The 18260-nt window shown below is 68.3% G+C and carries 18 protein-coding genes; 4 read left to right on the top strand and 14 right to left on the bottom strand.

What is annotated here, in order from left to right:
- Window positions 1-166 precede the first annotated feature (166 nt).
- The 4 genes from NX773_RS17245 to NX773_RS17230 are packed head-to-tail and all read left to right on the top strand — an operon-like array spanning window position 167 to window position 4042.
- The gene (locus NX773_RS17245) at window positions 167-1153 is read left to right on the top strand and encodes a substrate-binding domain-containing protein (protein ID WP_258857540.1); all 987 of its coding nucleotides are present in this window, start codon (window positions 167-169) and stop codon (window positions 1151-1153) included.
- A gap of 9 nt (window positions 1154-1162) precedes the next feature.
- Window positions 1163-2176, top strand: coding sequence for a cupin domain-containing protein (locus tag NX773_RS17240; protein ID WP_258857539.1), 1014 nt, complete (start codon window positions 1163-1165; stop codon window positions 2174-2176).
- Window positions 2177-2202: 26 nt separating this feature from the next.
- Window positions 2203-3066: a fumarylacetoacetate hydrolase family protein gene (locus NX773_RS17235; RefSeq protein WP_258857538.1), complete on the top strand. Its 864-nt coding sequence runs from the start codon at window positions 2203-2205 to the stop codon at window positions 3064-3066.
- Between the two features lies 1 nt (window position 3067).
- Entirely contained in the window at window positions 3068-4042 is a 975-nt protein-coding gene (locus NX773_RS17230) for a PDR/VanB family oxidoreductase (RefSeq protein ID WP_258857537.1), read from the top strand.
- A 218-nt stretch (window positions 4043-4260) separates the two neighbouring features.
- Here the strand turns inward: NX773_RS17230 and NX773_RS17225 are convergent, their stop codons facing one another.
- From NX773_RS17225 to NX773_RS17160, 14 genes are all read right to left on the bottom strand, one after another.
- A complete protein-coding gene (locus tag NX773_RS17225) occupies window positions 4261-5649 on the bottom strand; it encodes an MFS transporter (RefSeq protein ID WP_258857536.1) in 1389 nt (462 codons plus the stop codon).
- A gap of 85 nt (window positions 5650-5734) precedes the next feature.
- Window positions 5735-6292, bottom strand: coding sequence for a DoxX family protein (locus NX773_RS17220; RefSeq protein ID WP_258857535.1), 558 nt, complete (start codon window positions 6290-6292; stop codon window positions 5735-5737).
- Window positions 6293-6363: 71 nt separating this feature from the next.
- Window positions 6364-6858, bottom strand: coding sequence for a hypothetical protein (locus tag NX773_RS17215; RefSeq protein ID WP_258857534.1), 495 nt, complete (start codon window positions 6856-6858; stop codon window positions 6364-6366).
- A 118-nt stretch (window positions 6859-6976) separates the two neighbouring features.
- The gene (locus NX773_RS17210; RefSeq protein WP_258857533.1) at window positions 6977-8050 is read right to left on the bottom strand and encodes a DctP family TRAP transporter solute-binding subunit; all 1074 of its coding nucleotides are present in this window, start codon (window positions 8048-8050) and stop codon (window positions 6977-6979) included.
- Window positions 8051-8114: 64 nt separating this feature from the next.
- Window positions 8115-9620: an MmgE/PrpD family protein gene (locus tag NX773_RS17205; RefSeq protein ID WP_258857532.1), complete on the bottom strand. Its 1506-nt coding sequence runs from the start codon at window positions 9618-9620 to the stop codon at window positions 8115-8117.
- 43 nt (window positions 9621-9663) lie between these two features.
- Entirely contained in the window at window positions 9664-9849 is a 186-nt protein-coding gene (locus tag NX773_RS17200; RefSeq protein ID WP_258857531.1) for a hypothetical protein, read from the bottom strand.
- Window positions 9850-9864: 15 nt separating this feature from the next.
- A complete protein-coding gene (locus tag NX773_RS17195) occupies window positions 9865-10350 on the bottom strand; it encodes a hypothetical protein (RefSeq protein ID WP_258857530.1) in 486 nt (161 codons plus the stop codon).
- A 77-nt stretch (window positions 10351-10427) separates the two neighbouring features.
- On the bottom strand, window positions 10428-11567 hold the full coding sequence (locus tag NX773_RS17190) for a porin (protein WP_258857529.1): 1140 nt from the start codon (window positions 11565-11567) through the stop codon (window positions 10428-10430).
- Window positions 11568-11823: 256 nt separating this feature from the next.
- Entirely contained in the window at window positions 11824-12870 is a 1047-nt protein-coding gene (gene dmpG / locus NX773_RS17185; RefSeq protein WP_258857528.1) for a 4-hydroxy-2-oxovalerate aldolase, read from the bottom strand.
- Window positions 12871-12889: 19 nt separating this feature from the next.
- Window positions 12890-13834, bottom strand: a complete 945-nt coding sequence (locus tag NX773_RS17180) for an acetaldehyde dehydrogenase (acetylating) (RefSeq protein WP_258857527.1) — start codon at window positions 13832-13834, stop codon at window positions 12890-12892.
- A 14-nt stretch (window positions 13835-13848) separates the two neighbouring features.
- Window positions 13849-14652, bottom strand: coding sequence for a 2-keto-4-pentenoate hydratase (locus NX773_RS17175; RefSeq protein WP_258857526.1), 804 nt, complete (start codon window positions 14650-14652; stop codon window positions 13849-13851).
- A gap of 28 nt (window positions 14653-14680) precedes the next feature.
- Window positions 14681-15817: a CaiB/BaiF CoA transferase family protein gene (locus NX773_RS17170; protein WP_258857525.1), complete on the bottom strand. Its 1137-nt coding sequence runs from the start codon at window positions 15815-15817 to the stop codon at window positions 14681-14683.
- Window positions 15818-15832: 15 nt separating this feature from the next.
- A complete protein-coding gene (locus NX773_RS17165; protein ID WP_258857524.1) occupies window positions 15833-17005 on the bottom strand; it encodes an acyl-CoA dehydrogenase family protein in 1173 nt (390 codons plus the stop codon).
- A gap of 60 nt (window positions 17006-17065) precedes the next feature.
- Window positions 17066-18259, bottom strand: a complete 1194-nt coding sequence (locus tag NX773_RS17160) for a Rieske 2Fe-2S domain-containing protein (RefSeq protein ID WP_258857523.1) — start codon at window positions 18257-18259, stop codon at window positions 17066-17068.
- Between the last annotated feature and the right edge of the window lies 1 nt (window position 18260).

The raw sequence follows: 18260 nt of genomic DNA, 5'->3' as shown, positions 1-18260 counted from the left end.
ATTGATGCCGCGGCAGCATAGCTGAAATGGCGGTTTTCGCGTTGCTCCGCTTGCCACGATCACAAAAAATAGCGTCACCCACCGGCTCTGCGTGCCGGGACAAGCGGCCGCCACAGCGGCGCGCGATGCCAGCTCGCGCGGCCCTGCCTCAACGTCAAGGAAACACATGAACAAACTGCAGCTCTCTGTGGCCATCGGCAACTACGACCGTTGCCGTCCCCTGATCGATGGCGCCGTCCAGATCGATGGCGTCGATCCCGTCTTCATGACGCTGGCACCGGAAGAGATCTTCTTCCGCGCGTTCCGCGCCGAGGAATTCGACATTTGCGAGCTGTCGCTCTCCAGTTCGACCGTCAAGGCCGCCGCCGGCACCCTGCCCTATGTCGGCGTGCCGGTGTTCCTGTCGCGCGCCTTCCGCCACACGGCCATCTACGTGCGCACCGATCGCATCAAGCGCCCGGAAGACCTGCGCGGCTGCCGCATCGGCCTGCCCGAATACCAGTTGACGGCCAATGTCTGGGTACGCTCGTTCCTGCAGGACGACCACGGCGTGGCGCCCTCGGATGTGACCTGGGTGCGCGGCGGCATCTCGCACGCGGGGCGGCCGGAGAAGATCAAGCTGGCGTTGCCGGACGACGTCAGGCTGGAAGACGCGCCCGACGGCGAGACGATTTCCAGCCTGCTGGCCAAGGGCGAGATCGACGCCTATGTGGCGCCGCGCCCGCCGGACGTGGCACCGGGCACCCCGCACATCGGCTGGCTGTACCCCGACCCGGTGGCCGCCGCCAAGGACTACTACCGCCGCACCCGCATCTTCCCGATCATGCACATCCTCGGCGTGCGCCGCACGCTGGCGGACAAGCATCCCTGGCTGCCGGGCGCGGTGTTCAAAGCCTTCAACCAGTCCAAGCACCTGGCGCTGGAACACCTGGGCGACACCTCGGCCACCAAGATCACCCTGCCGTTTGCCGAAGAGCGCCTGAAGGAGGCGCGCGAGCTGATGGGCGAGGACTTCTGGTCCTACGGCATCGAGGGCAACCGCCACGTGCTGGAGCACTTTTTCGACCACCACCACCGGCAGGGACTGTCGTCGCGCCGCGTGACGCCCGAGGACCTGTTCCATCCGGGCACCTTCGAATCCTTCAAACTGTAAGGCGCCGCCATGAGCCAGCCCAAACCCGACTCCTACGCCCAGTGGCATGCCGCCCATCTGGCGCCGCTGTGGGACAGCCCCAACGCCCACAAGCCGCCGCCCGCTCCGCTCGCCGCCCACATCTGGCGCTGGGCGGAAACCCGCCCGCTGGTCGACCTGGCCTTCCAGGAGACCTCGCCGGCCGTGGTCCAGCGGCGCGTGCTGCAGATGCTCAGCCCGCATGCCAGGTCGCTGGCCGATGAATTCACCTGCGGCAGCGTGCTCGCCGCCCTGCAATGCCTGCTGCCCGGCGAGACGGCGCGTCCGCACCGCCACACCATGAACGCGCTGCGCTTCCTGCTCGAGGGCAAGGGCGCAGTCACCCTGGTCGACGGCAAGGAATGCCCGATGGAATTCGGCGACCTGGTGCTCACCCCCGGCATGTGCTGGCACGAGCACCGGCACGACGGCGGCGAACCGGTGGTCTGGCTCGACGTGCTGGACGTGCCGCTGCACATGCACGCGGGCACGGTCGTGTTCCAGCCCGGGCCGATCGACCCGCCGCCGGTGACCATGCCGGACGCGGCCTTCGGCTCGCCCAACATCGTGCCGCAAGCCATCTGCGGCGGCCGCGACCACTCGCCGGTGTTTCGCTACCCGTATGCGGACGCGGTGCGCGCCTTGCAGCACGCGCCGTGCTCGCCCGACGGCGCGCGCCGCGTGCGCTACGCCAATCCGCTGAACGGCCGCGGCGCGATTCCCCTGCTCGACACCGCGATGCTGCAGCTCGACGCCGGCGTGCGCACGCTGCCGGCGCGCACCAACGCCAACCAGGTATGCACGGTGGTCAAAGGCCATGGAGAAACCCGTGTCGGCGACCAGACCATCGCCTGGGGCCCGCGCGACACCTTCACGCTGCCGCAGCATCACTGGGTCTCGCACCACAGCGAGGGCGAAGCGCAGCTGTTCATCGTGTCCGACGCCGACGTGCTGCGCCGCCTCGGCCTGCTGTCGGAAGAGGTCCAGGCAGTGCCCGCTCCCTGACACGCTTCACCTGAAAGAGAAACACCATGAAAATCTGCTGGTACAACCAACAACAGCTGGGCGCCATCGTCGACGGCAAGGTCCATGATGTCAGCGCGGCGCTGGAGGCGCTGCCTGCAGCGCGCTACCCGGCCGCGCCGGGCGACCTGCTGTGCGCCAACCTGGACACGCTGCGCGCCGCGATCGAGCGCCTGCTGCCGGGCGCCGCGTCGATCCCGGTGGCGCAAGCGCGCTTCCTGAGCCCGGTGGCCAACCCGGGCAAGATCATCGGCGTCCCGGTCAACTACGCCGACCACGTGGCCGAGGCGAATGCCGACCAGGCCACCTTCACCGACCGCTACAAAGGCCCGATCCGCGAACAGGGCCTGTTCCTGAAGGCGGCCAGCAGCCTGGTCGGGCCGGCCGAAGGCGTGGCGCTGCGCTTCCCGCAGCGCCTCACCCACCACGAGCTCGAGCTCGGGGTGGTGATCGGCAAGACGGCGGCCAATGTGCCGCTGGACCAGGCCCTGTCCTACGTTGCCGGCTACGCGATCGCACTGGACATGACGGTGCGCGGGCCGGAAGACCGGTCGCTGCGCAAGTCGGTCGACAGCTATTCGGTGCTCGGTCCCTGGCTGGTCACCGCCGACGAGATCGCCGATGCGCAACGGCTCGGCATGCGGCTCACCGTCAACGGCACGCCGCGCCAGCAGGCCAACACCGCCGAGATGATCATCGGGATCGCCGAGCAGATTGCCTGGGCCTCGAGCTACTACACCCTGTACCCGGGCGACATCATCATGAGCGGCACCTGCGCCGGGGTCGGCCAGGTCCTGCCGGGCGACCTCATCGAGTGCGCCATCGAAGGCGTCGGCGCCATGGCGGTGGCCGTGCGCGCGAGCGGGAACTGACATGTCCGCCGCGCCCACTCCCGCCGCCGGCCACGCCCGGCTCCAGCTGCGCCTGCAGTCGATCGCCTACGCGACCGGCGACATCCTGGTCTACGAATTCGCGCGCCCGGACGGCGCACCGCTGCCCGCGGCCAGCGCCGGCGCCCACGTCGACGTCCACCTGGCCAACGGCATCACCCGCTCGTATTCGCTGCTGCACGCCGGCGCGGCGCCCACGCGCTATGTCATCGGCGTCAAGCGCGACCCCAACAGCCGCGGCGGTTCGCGCTACATGCACGAGCAACTGCGGGTCGGCGCGCTGGTCGAGCTGTCGGCGCCGCGCAACCTGTTCCCGCTGGACGAGCAGGCCGCACACACGGTCCTGATCGCCGGCGGCATCGGCATCACGCCGATCCTGTGCATGGCCGAACGCCTCGAGCAGATCGGCGCCTCGTTCGAGCTGTGGTACGCCAGCCGTTCGCGCGCCGACCTGGCCTTCCTGCCCGAACTGGCGCGTTTCGGCGCGCGCCTGCACCTGCACGTGGACGACGAGGCCAACACCGTGCTGGACATGGCCGCGATCGTCGCCGCTGCGCCGGCACAGGCGCACTTCTATTGCTGCGGTCCGGCCCCGATGCTGGCCGCCTATGAAGCGGCCGCATCGGGCCGGCCGCCGGAGACGGTCCACCTGGAGCGCTTCGGCGCGGCCCAGCCGATCGCCACCGGCGGCGACGGCTACGTCGTGTCGCTGGCGCGCAGCGGGATCGAGCTGCGCGTGCCGACCGGCTCGACCCTGCTGCAAGTACTGACCAGCAATGGCATCGCCGTCGACTCCTCCTGCGAAGCGGGCATCTGCGGCTGCTGCGAAGTGGGCGTGCTGGAAGGCGAGGTGGACCACCGCGACGAGGTGCTCACGCCGGCCCAGCGCGCCGGCAACAAGTCGATGATGGCGTGCTGCTCGCGCGCCAAGGGCGAGCGCCTGGTGCTGGACCTGTAGTTCCCACAAGGCCGCGCCGCGGCCATTCCTGTTTCCTCCTTGACGCCGGGCCCTGTGCCCGGCGATTTTTTTGTGCCCTTCATCTGAGCCGGGTGGGCAAGGTCTTCCTGCCGGGCGCCGGGGCAAAGCAGGCGGGGCCGCAAAAGCAAGGGGCCCGCTGCGCAACCGCAGCGGGCCCCCCGATTGTCACCATTGGAACATGGCGCAGGCGCGCTGGATTACCTGGCCCCGTTGGTCTCCGCGGCGCCCAGTTTGCGGGCAGCTTCCTGCGCTTCTTCCGTGCCGGCGGTGTACACCGGCAGCTCCTGGTCGAAGCGCTCCGCGCTGAAGAAGTAGGCAATGGCGCTGATCACGCACAGACCGCCGAAGAAGACGGCCACGAGCACCGGGTCGGTTCCGCCGCGCATGGCCAGCAGGCCCGATGCGATCATCGGCGCCAGGCCGGAGCCAAGGGTCGAGGCCATCTGGAAGGTCACCGCGATGCCGCTGTAGCGCACGTCGGCCGCGAACTTCTCGCCCATCCAGGTATTCACGGGACCACCCAGCATCGCCTGGATCAGGGGCAGCGCCAGCACCAGCGCCAGCACCAGGGCGCCCAGGCTGCCCTGGTTCACCAGCAGGAAGATCGGCCAGGTCAGCACCGCGCCCAGGACCGCGCCAGTGATCAGGAGCGGGCGCCGGCCGAGACGGTCGGACAGTGCGCCGAAACAGGGCATCGTGAAGATGTGCAGGAAATTGGCCACCGTCATGGCAAGCAAGGCATTGGTGCGGCTATGCCCGGTGACGACCGCATAATTGAGCAGGAAGGCCGCGCCAAAGGTGGCGAAAGCCAGCGGCGCCAGGCCGCCGATCACGCCGGACAGCACCTGCGCGCGATTGTGGCGGAACACGGTCACGATCGGCAGCACGCTGACCTTGGTGCCGGCAGCCAGACGCTTCTTGCGTCCTTCCTCGAATTCCGGCGTTTCGTCCAGCTTCATCCGGATCGCGATGCCGAGCACCAGCAGCAGCGCGCTGAGCAGGAAGGGCACACGCCAGCCCCAGGCCAGGAATTCTTCGTTGGGCAACTTGGAGAACGCCCCCATCACCATCGTCCCCAGCAAAGCGCCGCTGGGGCCGCCCGAGGCGACGATCGACACCGCCAGTCCGCGTCCCTTGGGCTTGGCGTGCTCCATCGACATCAGGGTGGCGCCGCCCCATTCGCCGCCGATGGCGAAACCCTGGACCAGGCGCAGTACCACCAGCAGGACCGGCGCCATGACGCCGATCTGCTGGAACCCCGGCAGCAGCCCGATCAGCACGCTGGCGCTGCCCATCATCAGCAAGGTGATCATGAGGATCTTCTTGCGCCCCAGCCGGTCGCCGTAATGGCCGAACACGATCGCGCCGAGCGGGCGCGCAAAGTAGCCCACCGCCAGCGTCGCGAAGGCCGACATGGTGCCGAGCATCGGGTTCAGGCTGACGAAGAAAATGTGCGGGAACACCAGCGCTGCAGCAACCCCGTACAGCAGGAAATCATAATACTCGAGCGTGGTGCCGAGGTAGCTCGCAAGGACGGCGCGCCGCCTGCTCTTGGCCATCTGAGCCGGGTTGGAATGGTCAACCATGTTAGTTCCGCAAGTAAGTGAATTGAAAATCTACACACGCGTCAGCCCGCGGCGTCGCCGCCGCGGGCTGGTCCGCAGCGCGCCTTCAGCGCGTACCTTTGCCCGCTTCCTGTTCCGGGTCGCTGAAAATGGAAGGGAGCATCTTGAAATCCTCCAGCTTGCCCATGGGTGCGCGCATCTTGAGCATCGGCAGGTAATAGCGGAGATGCGCCAGCAACAGGATCACGTTCATGTACAGGCACCAGACCGCCATGTAGGTGCTGAAAATGCGGTCGTAACGGAAGTTCAGGGCGATCGAGTTATGGAACACCATGTACGAGACCGGCAAGGCGACGGCCAGCGCGAGCGGCACGAAGACGTTGAATACGAGGCACAGCCCGACGACCAGCTCGATGGTCTTGACGATATCGAACAGGCCGACTTCGATGAGCGCCACCAGCATCACGTTCGACGGGTGCATGTTGCCCAGCGGCTGCGGGAAGATCGGCGGATAGCCGAACACCGACAGCAGGTGGCTGGAGCCGCTGACGATCATCCAGGCGCCAAGCATGATGCGAAAGAAGATCAGTACGAGCTTGCCGACAAACCAAAGGTCGAGCTTGTTGGTGGTGGTGCCGATGGCGGCACGGTTGGTCACTGCCATGATGCTTGTCTCCAATACGATTGTTGTAGTCGAGCGCCCTGCCTGCCGGCAAGACGCGGGCCCCGCCGCACTCAGCCCGCCACGGGCTTGAGCCCGAGATCGACCCGTTTGGCCAGGCCGCTGGCGGCGCAGGTCGCTCCGTTCACGGGCTGCGCAATGGTCTTGCGCCAGACGATGCGTCCGTTGTTGGTGCGGAACATGTCGACCACTTCCTGCGCGCCCAGGCCGGCGCTGGCTTCCACGCAATGGTGGACCACGACGTTCAGGCCTTCGGCGATGACCTGGCGCACGGTCGAGTGCAACGGCGCCGAGTCGCTGCGGTAGGGAGCGTCCGGCGTCACGTCGACCGTCTTTTTGGTGTAGTACAGCTTGGCCGCCTCGGCGACCTGCCCTTTGCCATAGGCGACGTCCATGTAGCCGGCGACGACCGCGCGCGGCATCAGGCCGACGCCCGGCCCCTTGTCGCCATACCAGCGCGGATTGAAGTGCAGGTCTTGCGCCACGTAGGCGGTCAGCAGCAAGCCGGCGGCCACCGAGATGGCGTTCAGTTTCTTATCGCTGATCATTGGGGGTGCCTCCTGGTTGCGGGCCTGCCTGGTTGGGTTTCTGGTCCTGGGTCACGCGATGTCTCCTGTTTGTAAAAGCTCTTGATGTGGTTGCGGGATATGGGACGTTATTGCCTGGTCATTGCGCGCCGGCCTGCTGCTGGTAGAGCTGCCACAGCGCGACCTGGTGCTGGCTGAAGTAACGCTGGCGCATGGGCGCGGTCAGCGCGCGCAATTGTTCCACTGCGGACGGCGCCAGCGTGTTGACGGTCATGCCAAGTTGTTCCAGTTTTTCGCGCGCGCGGCGCGCGTCTTCGCGGGCCACGCGGCGCTGGAATTGTCCGGCCTCGAGCGCCGCCGCCTGCACGCTGCGCTGCTGCTGCGGGCTCAGGCTGTTCCAGGCCGCGGCGTTGGCCACCAGCACCAGCGCGCTGTAGGAATGATTGGTCAGGGTCAGCGCGGACTGCACTTCATGCAGGCGGCCGACCAGGATCTGCGAGGTGAAGTTGTCCTGCGCATCGACGCGCCGCGTCTTCAGGGCCTCGTACAGTTCCCCGAACGGCAAGGGGACCGGATCGGCGCCCATCGCGCGCGCGGCGTCGAGGAAGACCGGTTCGCCGATCACGCGCAGCTTCAGGCCGCGCAGGTCTTCGGCACGCCGGATCGGCGCGCCCGAGCTGGTGATCTGGCGAAAGCCGTTTTCCCACCATCCCAGGCCAACCAGGCCGGCCGGGGCCAGGCGCGCCAGCAGGGCGGCGCCGAAGGGGCCATCGAGCAAGGCGTCCGCCTGCTGCTCGTCACGCACCAGGAACGGCAGGTCGAGCAGCTCGAATTGCCTGGCGAGCCCCGCCAGGCCGGTGCCGGCCACCAGCATCAGGGCCGGTGCGCCCGCGGCGCCCGCCCGCAGCGCCGCCAGCTGTTTGGCCGGCGAACCGGGCAAGGCATCGGCGCGCACGCGCACCCGCAGCGTGCCGCCGGACGTGGCCTCGACCAGTTGCGCGAACCGGCGCATCCCCTGGCGTGCCGGATGGTCTTCCGGCAGATAGGCACGGTAGTCGGCGATGTCGAGCTCGTGCACTGCCGGCTGCGCCGCCGCCGCGCATGCCAGCATGCACGAGGCAAACAGCGGGACAATAAGGCGGGTCAGGAAAGCCGATGGGCGCGACGCCGGGCGACACGGCCTGGCCACGCGATTGAAAAGTGTCGCCAGCATGGATCCGTTCGTAACATTGCTCCCGAACATTATCATATCTACCCACTGTGCATTCAATTGCCTGCTACCCGATCGCCAGCGCGGCGTTCAGGGCGGCGACGTCGGGCTCCGCTTCCAGCTGCCGGAACCGCGCCACCAGCCGTTCGGCCTGGGCACGCTTCATCCCGGCCGCGTCGGCGCATTCGAATACCTTGTCCCGGTATTCGTCCGGCGTCATCGGGTTGCGCGGATCGCCCTTGGCAAACTTGACCAGCTTGTCGAGCTTCTTGCCGGCGCGCGTCACGAGTTCCACGCGCGCAAAGCCGGGCCCGCCGTCGGGACGCACCAGGCTCTTGTCCTCCACCGTGAACACGCGCCCGGCCAGCGCGCGCAGGTCGGCGCGCCGCAGCGCCGCTGCGGAGAAGTGGCGCAGCCCGACCGCGCGGTCCTGGATGGCCGCGGCGGCCATCCACGGGTTGCTGAACTGGGCTTCGACGATGGTCTGCGGGTTGCGCTTCTTTTCCAGCGGCGCGCCCAGCAGCATCATCTCGGCCGGCGGACTGTAGATCGTCACCGACTCGATGTCGCCCGCCTTCAGGTCGTTGGCCTTGACCAGCTCCAGGATGCCATCGATGGCCACATGCCCGCCCCGGCAGCAAGGGTAGGGCTTCGGTGCGATGTCCAGCCCGGCAAAGCGGCTGCCCAGCCCGCCGAGCAAGGCTTCTTCGGAGTATTTTCCGCCGTGGTATTGCTTGAACAATCCCTTCACGCCCTGCAGGACATGATCGGTGCCAATCACGCCGCGCTTGGCCAGGCGCGCCGACAACACCCCGCCGTAGGCGGCGAAGCCGGCCCCGAGGCGCTTGGCATCGGTGCCGTCCACCGCGGCCTGGGCGTTGCCCGACAGCTGGTGGTAGGCCAGGCCGACGGCCGCGACCATCTGCTCGCGCGTCAATCCCATCAGGCGCCCGGCCACCAGCGCGGCGGCCAGGATGCCGTACATCGGCGTCGGGTCCCAGCCGACCACGAAGGGCGACACGCCGGGCGAGCCGGCACGCGACAGGCGGCAGGCGGCGTCGGTGCCGGCGGCGACCGCGGCGATCAGCTCCTTGCCGCTGACGCGACCGGTGAAGTCGGCCACCGCCAACGCCACCGGGATGGTGACGCAGGAAGCGTGCATCAGCGCCGGCTCGTAGGTGTCGTCGAACTCCAGGGCCGCCGCCATCGCCGCATTCAGGCGCGCCGCCGTTTCGAGCGGCAGGCGCACATCCGTGCCGAGCACGCGGCTTTCGCCCCGGCCGCCGCTCTCGCGGCTGACCTCGTAGAGCTGGCGAATGCCGTCGGCGCCGAGCGCCGGCAGCGTGACCGCCACCGTGTCCAGGATCTGGGTCCTGGTCGCTGTCACGACCTCGGCCGGCAGCGCCTCGTAGCGCGTGTTGCGGCAGTGATCCACCAGCGCGTAGATCGCATCCGGCAGCGGGCCGGCGCCCGGTGCGCCGGCCTGGCCAGGGAAGGACCAGGCCGGGTTGGCGGCCCAGCCCGCGGCCATCAGGGCCGACAGCTTGACGAACTTCCTGCGGTTCGTTTCCATGAAGCGTCTCCTTGTTATCGTGGTCGCAAGCTGGGCAGCGTTCTCAGCCCGCGTGCTTCTTGTCGCGGATCAGCATGGCGATCAGGCCAAGCCAGGAACCTGCAAAGGCGACCAGGTCATAGTTGCGAATCGGCCGGAACTGCGTGTAGAACAGGCCGGTCGAGCCGATGTAGGCGGCGGCCGTCAGCGCCAGGCATGCAGCCACGGTAATCCATTTGCTCTTGTCCATCGATGCACCTCGCTGTCAATTGTTGTTTGCGTTCGTCTTGTCAAAGATGCGGCTGCCGATCGCGGGCCGGTAGGCGGCCGCACCGGTCCACAGCCACAGCGGCTCCAGTTTCGGGCGCACGGCCGCGAACATCCATCCGCTGTAGGCGAGCAGCAGGACGCCGTTCATGAAGAGCTCCTGCGGCCCGGTGAACAGCTGGCGCGGCGTGGCCACGATGAAGGTGTTGAGCCAGAAGATGTTCACGGTCGCGGGGAATTCCAGGATCAGGCCCAGCAGGGTGAAGCGGTTGAAGAAAATCATCGCGCCGGTGACGATCTCGAGGTACTTGATCATCTGGTACAGGTAGATGTTGGCGTTGGCCTGGACCCACTCGCCGCCCACGCCCGGAATTTCCGGAACATAGCCGGTCGCCGCGTAGCGGATACCGGAAAACAGCAGGTGGGCGCCAAAGTACAGGCGCAGCCAGTGGACGATGTAATACCAGGGTGATTTGTTGGTCATGTGCGTTCCTCAGTAGGAGATTTCAGCTTCCCGGGGCGTGCGCGACACCCGGGGCTGCGGTGTGCGGCGGGGCCGGCTCAGAAGCGCCAGGTCAGGCCGGTCGTGAAGGCGTCCACCGACTCGCCTGCCTTGGGGCGCGGGCTCTGGAACACCATGTAGCGTGCCGCGCTGTCCTGGGACAGGTGGGTCACGGCGGCCATCAGCTGCAGGCTGCGGCTGACCGCGTAGGTGTAGGCCACGCCGATATTGGCCGCATCGCTGTTGGCCGCGCCGCTGGCGTAGCGGCCATAGGTCATGCGCACGGCGCCGCGCGCGGACACCGGGATCACCAGGCCGACCAGCTTGACGTTCTCGCTGTGGTCGTTGAGGATGCCGCCGGCGCGCGCGCGCGTCGGGTCGGTCGAGGCGCGCCGGATGTAGGTGAAGTACGGCTGGACCGGACCGGCCTCGTACTTGGCCCCGAAGGCGATCTCGGAATTGGAGTCGGTGGCCAGCACCGTGCCGGCGCCCGGGGTGGCGCCGGCGCGCACGAACAGCACGCCCAGCTGCAGCGGACCGCGCACGTAATCCATGCCCGCCTCCAGCAAGGCCGGCTGGGTGGCCGCGCCTTCGTTCACGCTGTACGACAGCCGGCCCTGCACGCCGGCCAGGCGCGGCGAGATATAGCCGACCGTGTTCTCGGTGCGCGCGGTCGGGTTGATCAGGAAGCCACCGGGCGAGCCCGTTCCGCTCGGCGTGCCGGGCGCCGGAAAGCCGAGGGTGGTGACCACGCCCCAGGCATCCATCGCCGGCAACAGCATCGGATCGTAGCCGGGGAAGAAGTCGTAGGTCGGGCCCTGCTGGCGGCCCAGCCGCACGGCGCCGAACTGCTTGCTCGCGATCTCGACATAAGCCTGGCGCCCGAACACGCGGTTGGCCACGCCGTTGGTGGAACTCGAGGTGCCCGAATCCATGTTCACGCCGGCTTCGAGCCTGGCGCTGACCGTCCAGCCCTGCCCCAGGCCTTCACTTGCCAGAAAACCAATGCGCGAGCCGGAACCACCGGCGTGCATGGCGGTCTTGGACTGACCCGAGGTGCGGTAGTTGGCCAGCGCGAGATCGGCCACGCCATAGACTTTCAGGTTGCCGGCCTGCGCCGGGGCCGGGTTTGACGCTTCCTGGGCGAACGACACGGCCGACGCGCAGAATGCGGCCATGCCGACTACGAACTTCTTCATGTTGTCTCCATTGTTATATGCAAGGCCTGACGACGGCCCTCTCGCCGGCCCGTGCAGGCGCCGCAAGCGCCCCCTGCACGGGCCGGTACTGCGGGACCGCCGCGCCCCATCTGTGTGGGTTGGTTGCGCGGCGATCCGGTAATACGAAAGAAAGCAGGGATGCCCGGTGAGTTACCAGAGCGATTCCTCTGGAAGTTCTATTCTAGAATTCTCCACATATGCATTCCCGGGTGCAACCCGAATTTATGCATCGCTGCTATACGCCTTTTGCATCGGACGCGGCGGCGCGCTGCTTGAGCATGTCGAGGGCGACATCGACGATCATGTCTTCCTGGCCGCCCACCATGCGCCGCTTGCCCAGCTCGACCAGGATGTCGAAGGCGGGGATGCCGTACTTGGCCGCGGCCGCCTCGGCGTGGCGCAGGAAGCTCGAATACACGCCGGCAAAGCCCAGCGCCAGGGTCTCGCGGTCGACCCGCACCGGACGCTCCTGCAGCGGCCGCACGATGTCCTCGGCCGCATCGATCAGCAGCTTGACGTCGCAGCCGTGCGCAAGGCCCATGCGGTCGGCCGCGGCGATGAACACTTCCAGCGGGGCGTTGCCGGCGCCCGCGCCCATGCCGGCCAGGCTGGCGTCGATGCGGTCGCAGCCGTGTTCCAGCGCCACCAGCGAATTGGCCACGCCCAGGCTCAGGTTGTGGTGCGCGTGCATGCCGGTCTGGGTCTGCGGCAGCAGCACGTCCTTGAGGGCTTTGAAGCGCGCGGCGATGTCGTACATGTTCATCGCCCCGCCCGAGTCCACCACGTACACGCATTGGGCGCCGTAGCTTTCCATCAGCTTGGCCTGCTGCGCCAGCCCGGCCGGGGTGTTCATGTGGCTCATCATCAGGAAACCCACCGTGTCCATGCCCAGCTCGCGCGCGTACTCGATGTGCTGGCGCGAGACGTCGGCCTCGGTGCAGTGGGTGGCCACGCGCACCACGCGCGCGCCGGCGTCGTACGCGTTCTTCAGGTCGTGGATGGTGCCGATGCCGGGCAACAGCAAGGTGGCCACCTTGGCGTGCGTGATGCTGGCCGCCACCGCCTCGATCCATTCGAGGTCGCTGTGCGCGCCGAACCCGTAGTTGAAGCTCGATCCGCGCAGGCCGTCGCCGTGCGCCACCTCGATCGAATCGACCTTGGCCGCATCGAGCGCGCGCGCGATGCGCACCGCCTGCTCCAGCGAGTACTGGTGCCGCACCGCGTGCATGCCGTCGCGCAGGGTGACGTCCGAGACATAGATCTTCTTGTCGTTGTCAAACATGGTTTTCTCCGTCCAATCCTTATTGCGCCATGCCGGCCGCGATGCGTTCGGCCGTCGCCATCGCGGCGCTGGTCATGATGTCCAGGTTGCCGGCATACGCGGGCAGGTAGTGCGCAGCGCCTTCGACCTCGAGGAAGATCGACACCTTCAGGCCGGCCTGGCGGCCGATGCCCGGCACGTTGGGCGCGTTGTCCGGCCCCAGCGCCTCGAACTGCACCTCCTGCTTGAGGCGATAGCCGGGCACGTACGAGGCCACGGCGGCGGCCATCTCGCGCACCGAGGCGCGGATCGCGTCCTGGTCGGCGTCCAGCGCGGCCAGGCAGTACACCGTGTCGCGCATGATCAGCGGCGGCTCGGCCGGATTCATGATGATGATCGCCTTGCCCTGCCGCGCGCCGCCGACTTCGACGATCGCGCGCGACGTGGTTTCGGTGAACTCGTCGATGTTGGCGCGCGTGCCCGGCCCGGCCGACTTGCTGGCGATCGATGCGACGATCTCGGCGTAGTGGACCGGCGCGACCCGGGCCACCGCGGCGACCATCGGAATCGTGGCCTGGCCGCCGCAGGTGACCATGTTCACGTTCGGCGCGCCGACGTGCCGCTCGCCGTTGACCACCGGGATGCAGTACGGGCCGATCGCGGCCGGGGTCAGGTCGATCATGCGCAGCGACGGGCGCAGGCCGCGCAGGAAGGCGTCGTTGCTGACGTGCGCCCCGGCCGAGGTGGCGTCGAACACGATCTCGATCTCGTCGAACACCGGCAGCCGCGCCAGGCCCTCGACGCCTTCGTGGGTCACGGCCACGCCCATGCGCGCCGCGCGCGCCAGGCCGTCGGAGGCGGGGTCGATGCCGACCATCGCGCCCATCTCGATATGCTTGCCATGGCGCAGAATCTTGATCATCAGGTCGGTGCCGATATTGCCCGAGCCGATGATGGCCACCCGTTTCCTTGTCTGTTGAGTCATGCTGAAATCCTTTGTCAGTTGCCAAACACCGCGCGCAGTTCGCCCAAGCCGTCGATGCGCGCCACGAACTGGTCCCCCGGCGCCACCGCCGCCATCGGGCCCAGCGCCCCGGTCAGCAGCACGTCGCCCGCGCGCAGCGGCGTGCCGACGCGCGCCATCATGTCCGCCAGCCAGACCGCCGCATTCAGCGGATTGGCCAGGCAGGCCGCGCCGCTGCCGGCCGATACCGTCTCGCCGCCGCGCTCCATCGTCATCGCGCAGTTGACCAGGTCCAGGCGCGCCAGCGGCACCGGCCGGGAACCGAGCACGAAGGCGCCGGAGGAGGCGTTGTCGGCCACCGTGTCCAGCAGCTTGATGTTCCAGTTCTCGATGCGGCTGCCCACCACCTCGATGGCGGGCAGCGCATAGGCGGTGGCCGAGATGATGTCGGCGAAGGTATGGCGCTCGTGCGTGAGGTCGCGCCCGAGCACCAGCGCGATCTCGGCCTCGACCTTCGGCTGCAGCGGGGTGCGCGCCAACGGGATCGCCTCGCCATCGCCGTAGGCCATGTCGGCGAACAGCATGCCGAAGTCGGGCGAATCCACGCCCAGCTGCTTCTGCACGGCGGCCGAGGTCAGGCCGATCTTGCGCCCGACCACGCGCGCGCCGGCCTCGATGCGGCGCCGCGCGTTGTGTTGCTGCACCGCGTAGGCGCAGGCGAGCGGGTCCTCGCCGCCGGCCGCGGCCAGGATGCGCTCGCGCAGCGGCGCGCACGGGATACGTTGTTGTTCCGCCGTCCAGAGCAGGCCGGCGATCTGGCTGATCTCTTCTTGGTTCATGCTGTCTCTTCCTGAAATGCGCCGGGCATCAGCCGAGCTTGAATTCGGCGCGCAGCGCCGCGTCGTGTTCGCCGAGGAGCGGCGCCGGCCGTGCGGTGGGCCCGCGCTCGCCGTCGATGGTCACCGGGCGGTGGACCGCCACCATGGTCCCGCGTTCCGGATGCGCGGCCTGGTAGAAGGTGCCCGCCTGCCGCACCTGCGGGTCCTGCATGACTTCGGGGATGGTGTTCACCGGCGCGAACGGCACGTCGCTTGCGGCCAGCCGGGCGCACCACTGTTCGCGGGTGCGGGTGCGGAAGGTGCGCGCCACTTCCTCGTTCAGCGCCGCGTAATGGCGGGTGCGCAGCTCCGGGCCCAGGAAGCGGGCGTCCTCCAGCAGGTCGGGCCGCTCGATCACGGCGACGAAGGCCTGCCAGAACTTCTCCACCGACGACAGGTGCACCGCCACCAGCGCCCCGTCGGCGCAGGGGAAGGCATGCGACTGCGAGATCGCCACCCGGCTCTGCGGCGTGGCCACGGCGCCGAGCAGGCTGTATTGCGCGAAGCCCTCGGGCGAAAACGCGATCGAGGCCTCGAGCATGTTGACCTCGACCCGCGCGCCATTGCCGGTGCGGTGGCGCCGCATCAGCGCGCCCAGGATGCCGTAGCTGGCGTACATGCCGGTGACGTTGTCGGAAATGGTGGGGCCGGTCATCGCCGGGCGCGCCGGATCGAGCATCTGGCTGGCCAGCCCGGACAGTCCCAGCGCCACCGCGTCGTAGCACGGGCGGTCGCGGTACGGGCCCTCGGCCCCGAAGCCGGTGATCGAGCACCACACCAGGCGCGGATTGACCTGGGCGAGCGCGGCCTCGGTCAGGCCCAGGCGCGCCATCACGCCCGGGCGGTAGTTTTCCAGCAGGACGTCGGCGCGCGCCAGCAAGGTCAGGAGGTCGGCCTTGCCGGACTCGCTCTGCAGGTCGAGCTGGATGCTTTCCTTGTTGCGGTTGTAGGAAGCGAAGTGCGGGCTGTACAGCTTGCCCGCGTGGCGGCGGAACGGGTCGCCGCCGTTGGGATGCTCGACCTTGATGACGCGCGCGCCCAGGTCGGCCAGCATCATGCCGGCCAGCGGCGCGGTCAGGACCGTGCCCAGTTCGATGACCAGGATGCCTTCGAGTGCGTTATTCATGCGTGGCTCCCCGGATCAGCTGTAATGTTTGAGGATCTGGCGCGCGAGCGTGGTGCGCAGCACCTCGGTCGGGCCCTCGGTGATGCGGTAGCTGCGCAGGTCGCGCCAGAAACGCTCGATCGGCGTGTCCTCGGTCAGCCCCATGCCGCCATGCAGCTGCATGCAGGTGTCGACCACGCGCCACAGCGCCTCCACGCCGAAGGTCTTGATCATGAAGGTCTCGGTACGCGCTTCCATGCCGGCGTCGGTCTTGCGCGCCGCGTCGTACACCAAGAGGCGCGTGCAATACAGTTCGGTGAAGGCGTCCGCGATCATCCACTGCACGCCCTGGCGCTCGGCCAGCACCTGGCCGAAGGTCTTGCGCTGGTGCGCGTAGGCGGCGGTCAGTTCCAGGCAGCGCGCCGCCGCGCCGCAGGCATGCGCGCCCTGGCGCACCCGGCCATAGTTGATGTAGCCCTGCGCCAGCGCGAAGCCGCGCCCTTCCTCGCCCACCAGGTTCTCGAACGGGACCTCGACATCCTCGAAACTGATTTCGCACGGAGCGTCGCCCATCAGCGTCTTTTCCGAGCTCGCCAGCGTCACGCCGGGCGCGTCCAGGTCGACGATGAAGCAGGAGATGCCGCCGCGCGCGCCCTTCTCGGGATCGGTGACCGCCATGACGATGGCGAAGTCGGCCACCTTCGCGCGCGTGATGTAGCGCTTGACGCCGTTGATCCGGTAGCCGGTTGCGGTGCGCACGGCGCGCGTGCGCATCATCGACGGGTCGGAGCCGGCGTCCGGTTCGGTCTGGGCAAAGCAGGAGCGCTTGCTGCCGTCAAGCACGGGCTGCAGATAGCGCGCGCGCTGCGCCTCGTTCAGGCCGAGCAGGATCGGGCCGACCATCGGGCCGAACAGGCCGTGGTCGCGCACCCAGGAGGCGACCGTGCTGCGCCCGACCTCTTCCCAGAACACGGCCAGCGCCAGCAGCGGCAGGCCCTGGCCGCCGAATTCCTCGGGCACGTCCATCAGCCAGAAGCCGGCCTGCCTGGCGCGTTCGCGCAGGGCCTCGGCCTGCTCGGGCGGCAGCATGCCGTTGGCGCCGAGGGCGTGTTCGAGCGGGATGAGTTCGCGGTCGACGAAGCGGCGGATCGAGTCGCGAAACTGCAGCAGCTCCTCGGGAAGCGAGTCATGGGGGATCAGATCAAGCATAAGTGACAGGTGAAATCAAAGACGGGGCGGCGCGGCCGGTGCCGGCGCCGCCCGGGTGGTTCAGGACGCGGCTTCCTGGCCGGGCTGCTTGGGCAAGGGCGAGCCGTCGTGCAGCGAGCGCCAGGCCTTGGTCGGCTGGCCCGCTTCCTGCAGCTCCAGCTCGCGGAAGAACAGCTTGCGCAGCGTGACGATGCCCAGGTCGGAGCGGCCGAGGATCTCGTCCTCGCGCGCGGTGATGCGCGCCTGGCCGCGGATCGACAGATAGTCCTGGGCCGCGGTCAGGCCGACGAAGCTGTCCTCCGGATTCTTCCACTCGCGCGAGGCGAACAGCTCGTCGTGGTGCTCGGCCGGGTCGTACTTGCCGTACTTGGCGAAGTAGTCGCGAAAGCGCGCGCGCGCTTCTTCGCTGGCGCCGGGCTGCTGGCCGTAGATCATGAAGCGGGTCGTGTTCAGCTCGTCGTTCGGGACCATCCAGACGAACACGTCGATCCAGGGATCGTCCGGGGTCAGGCCGGGCACGGTCACGTGGTTGTTGTTCGGGAAGGTCCAGTCGCTGACGCGCACGTTCTTCTCCGAACGCCTGGCGGTCTGACGGATGCCGGCGCTGGTTTCCTCGTACGACAGCTCGGGAATCGCGTCGGTCACGGCCTGGCCGAACGGGCCGACCTTCAGCGCCATGTGCACGAAGCTCACGTGGACCGCGTCGAGCGAGTTTTCCACTTGCTGGAACCAGTTGTTGTCCCAGCGTTCGCGGCCGTTGGCGATGACCGTGCCCTCGCGCTCGAGCTGCAGCTTGCGCGGCAGGTCGAATTCCGGCGCCGCGCCCTCGCCCAGGTAGGCGAACACCAGTCCCATGTACTCGCGCACCGGATAGGCCGGGATGGCCGTGCGCGGCATGCCGGTATTGGCTTCGGCAGGACGGCTGGTGCAGGCGCCCTTGCCGTCGAATTGCCAGCCGTGGTAGATGCAGCGGATTTCCTCGCCCACCACCCAGCCGGTGTGCAGCTGGGTGCGGCGGTGCGCGCAGCGTCCGCCCACCAGGTGCAGGGCCCCGCTCTCGCCGCGGTACAGGGTCAGTTCCTCGCCCATGATCACGAGCGGAATGGCGCCGCCCGCCGCGACGTCCTCGGCCAGCGCGACCGGCTGCCAGAACTTGCGCAGCAGGCGCCCCATCGGCTTGCAGCGGCCGCATTCGGTCAGTTGCTTGAAGTGTTGGGCGCGCTCTTCGCGCCGCTGGTCCAGAATGTTATCCATC

The organism is Massilia solisilvae (assembly GCF_024753215.1).
GTDB lineage: Bacteria > Pseudomonadota > Gammaproteobacteria > Burkholderiales > Burkholderiaceae_D > Telluria > Telluria solisilvae.
The sequence above is the reverse complement of the archived record's forward strand: the minus strand, read 5'-3'. Positions and strand labels throughout refer to the sequence as shown.

Coding starts and splice junctions, on each gene's coding strand:
- NX773_RS17245 (WP_258857540.1), top strand. CDS start 167: ATGAACAAACTGCAGCTCTCTGTGGCCATCGGCAACTACGACCGTTGC.
- NX773_RS17240 (WP_258857539.1), top strand. CDS start 1,163: ATGAGCCAGCCCAAACCCGACTCCTACGCCCAGTGGCATGCCGCCCAT.
- NX773_RS17235 (WP_258857538.1), top strand. CDS start 2,203: ATGAAAATCTGCTGGTACAACCAACAACAGCTGGGCGCCATCGTCGAC.
- NX773_RS17230 (WP_258857537.1), top strand. CDS start 3,068: ATGTCCGCCGCGCCCACTCCCGCCGCCGGCCACGCCCGGCTCCAGCTG.
- NX773_RS17225 (WP_258857536.1), bottom strand. CDS start 5,649: ATGGTTGACCATTCCAACCCGGCTCAGATGGCCAAGAGCAGGCGGCGC.
- NX773_RS17220 (WP_258857535.1), bottom strand. CDS start 6,292: ATGGCAGTGACCAACCGTGCCGCCATCGGCACCACCACCAACAAGCTC.
- NX773_RS17215 (WP_258857534.1), bottom strand. CDS start 6,858: ATGATCAGCGATAAGAAACTGAACGCCATCTCGGTGGCCGCCGGCTTG.
- NX773_RS17210 (WP_258857533.1), bottom strand. CDS start 8,050: ATGCTGGCGACACTTTTCAATCGCGTGGCCAGGCCGTGTCGCCCGGCG.
- NX773_RS17205 (WP_258857532.1), bottom strand. CDS start 9,620: ATGGAAACGAACCGCAGGAAGTTCGTCAAGCTGTCGGCCCTGATGGCC.
- NX773_RS17200 (WP_258857531.1), bottom strand. CDS start 9,849: ATGGACAAGAGCAAATGGATTACCGTGGCTGCATGCCTGGCGCTGACG.
- NX773_RS17195 (WP_258857530.1), bottom strand. CDS start 10,350: ATGACCAACAAATCACCCTGGTATTACATCGTCCACTGGCTGCGCCTG.
- NX773_RS17190 (WP_258857529.1), bottom strand. CDS start 11,567: ATGAAGAAGTTCGTAGTCGGCATGGCCGCATTCTGCGCGTCGGCCGTG.
- dmpG (WP_258857528.1), bottom strand. CDS start 12,870: ATGTTTGACAACGACAAGAAGATCTATGTCTCGGACGTCACCCTGCGC.
- NX773_RS17180 (WP_258857527.1), bottom strand. CDS start 13,834: ATGACTCAACAGACAAGGAAACGGGTGGCCATCATCGGCTCGGGCAAT.
- NX773_RS17175 (WP_258857526.1), bottom strand. CDS start 14,652: ATGAACCAAGAAGAGATCAGCCAGATCGCCGGCCTGCTCTGGACGGCG.
- NX773_RS17170 (WP_258857525.1), bottom strand. CDS start 15,817: ATGAATAACGCACTCGAAGGCATCCTGGTCATCGAACTGGGCACGGTC.
- NX773_RS17165 (WP_258857524.1), bottom strand. CDS start 17,005: ATGCTTGATCTGATCCCCCATGACTCGCTTCCCGAGGAGCTGCTGCAG.
- NX773_RS17160 (WP_258857523.1), bottom strand. CDS start 18,259: ATGGATAACATTCTGGACCAGCGGCGCGAAGAGCGCGCCCAACACTTC.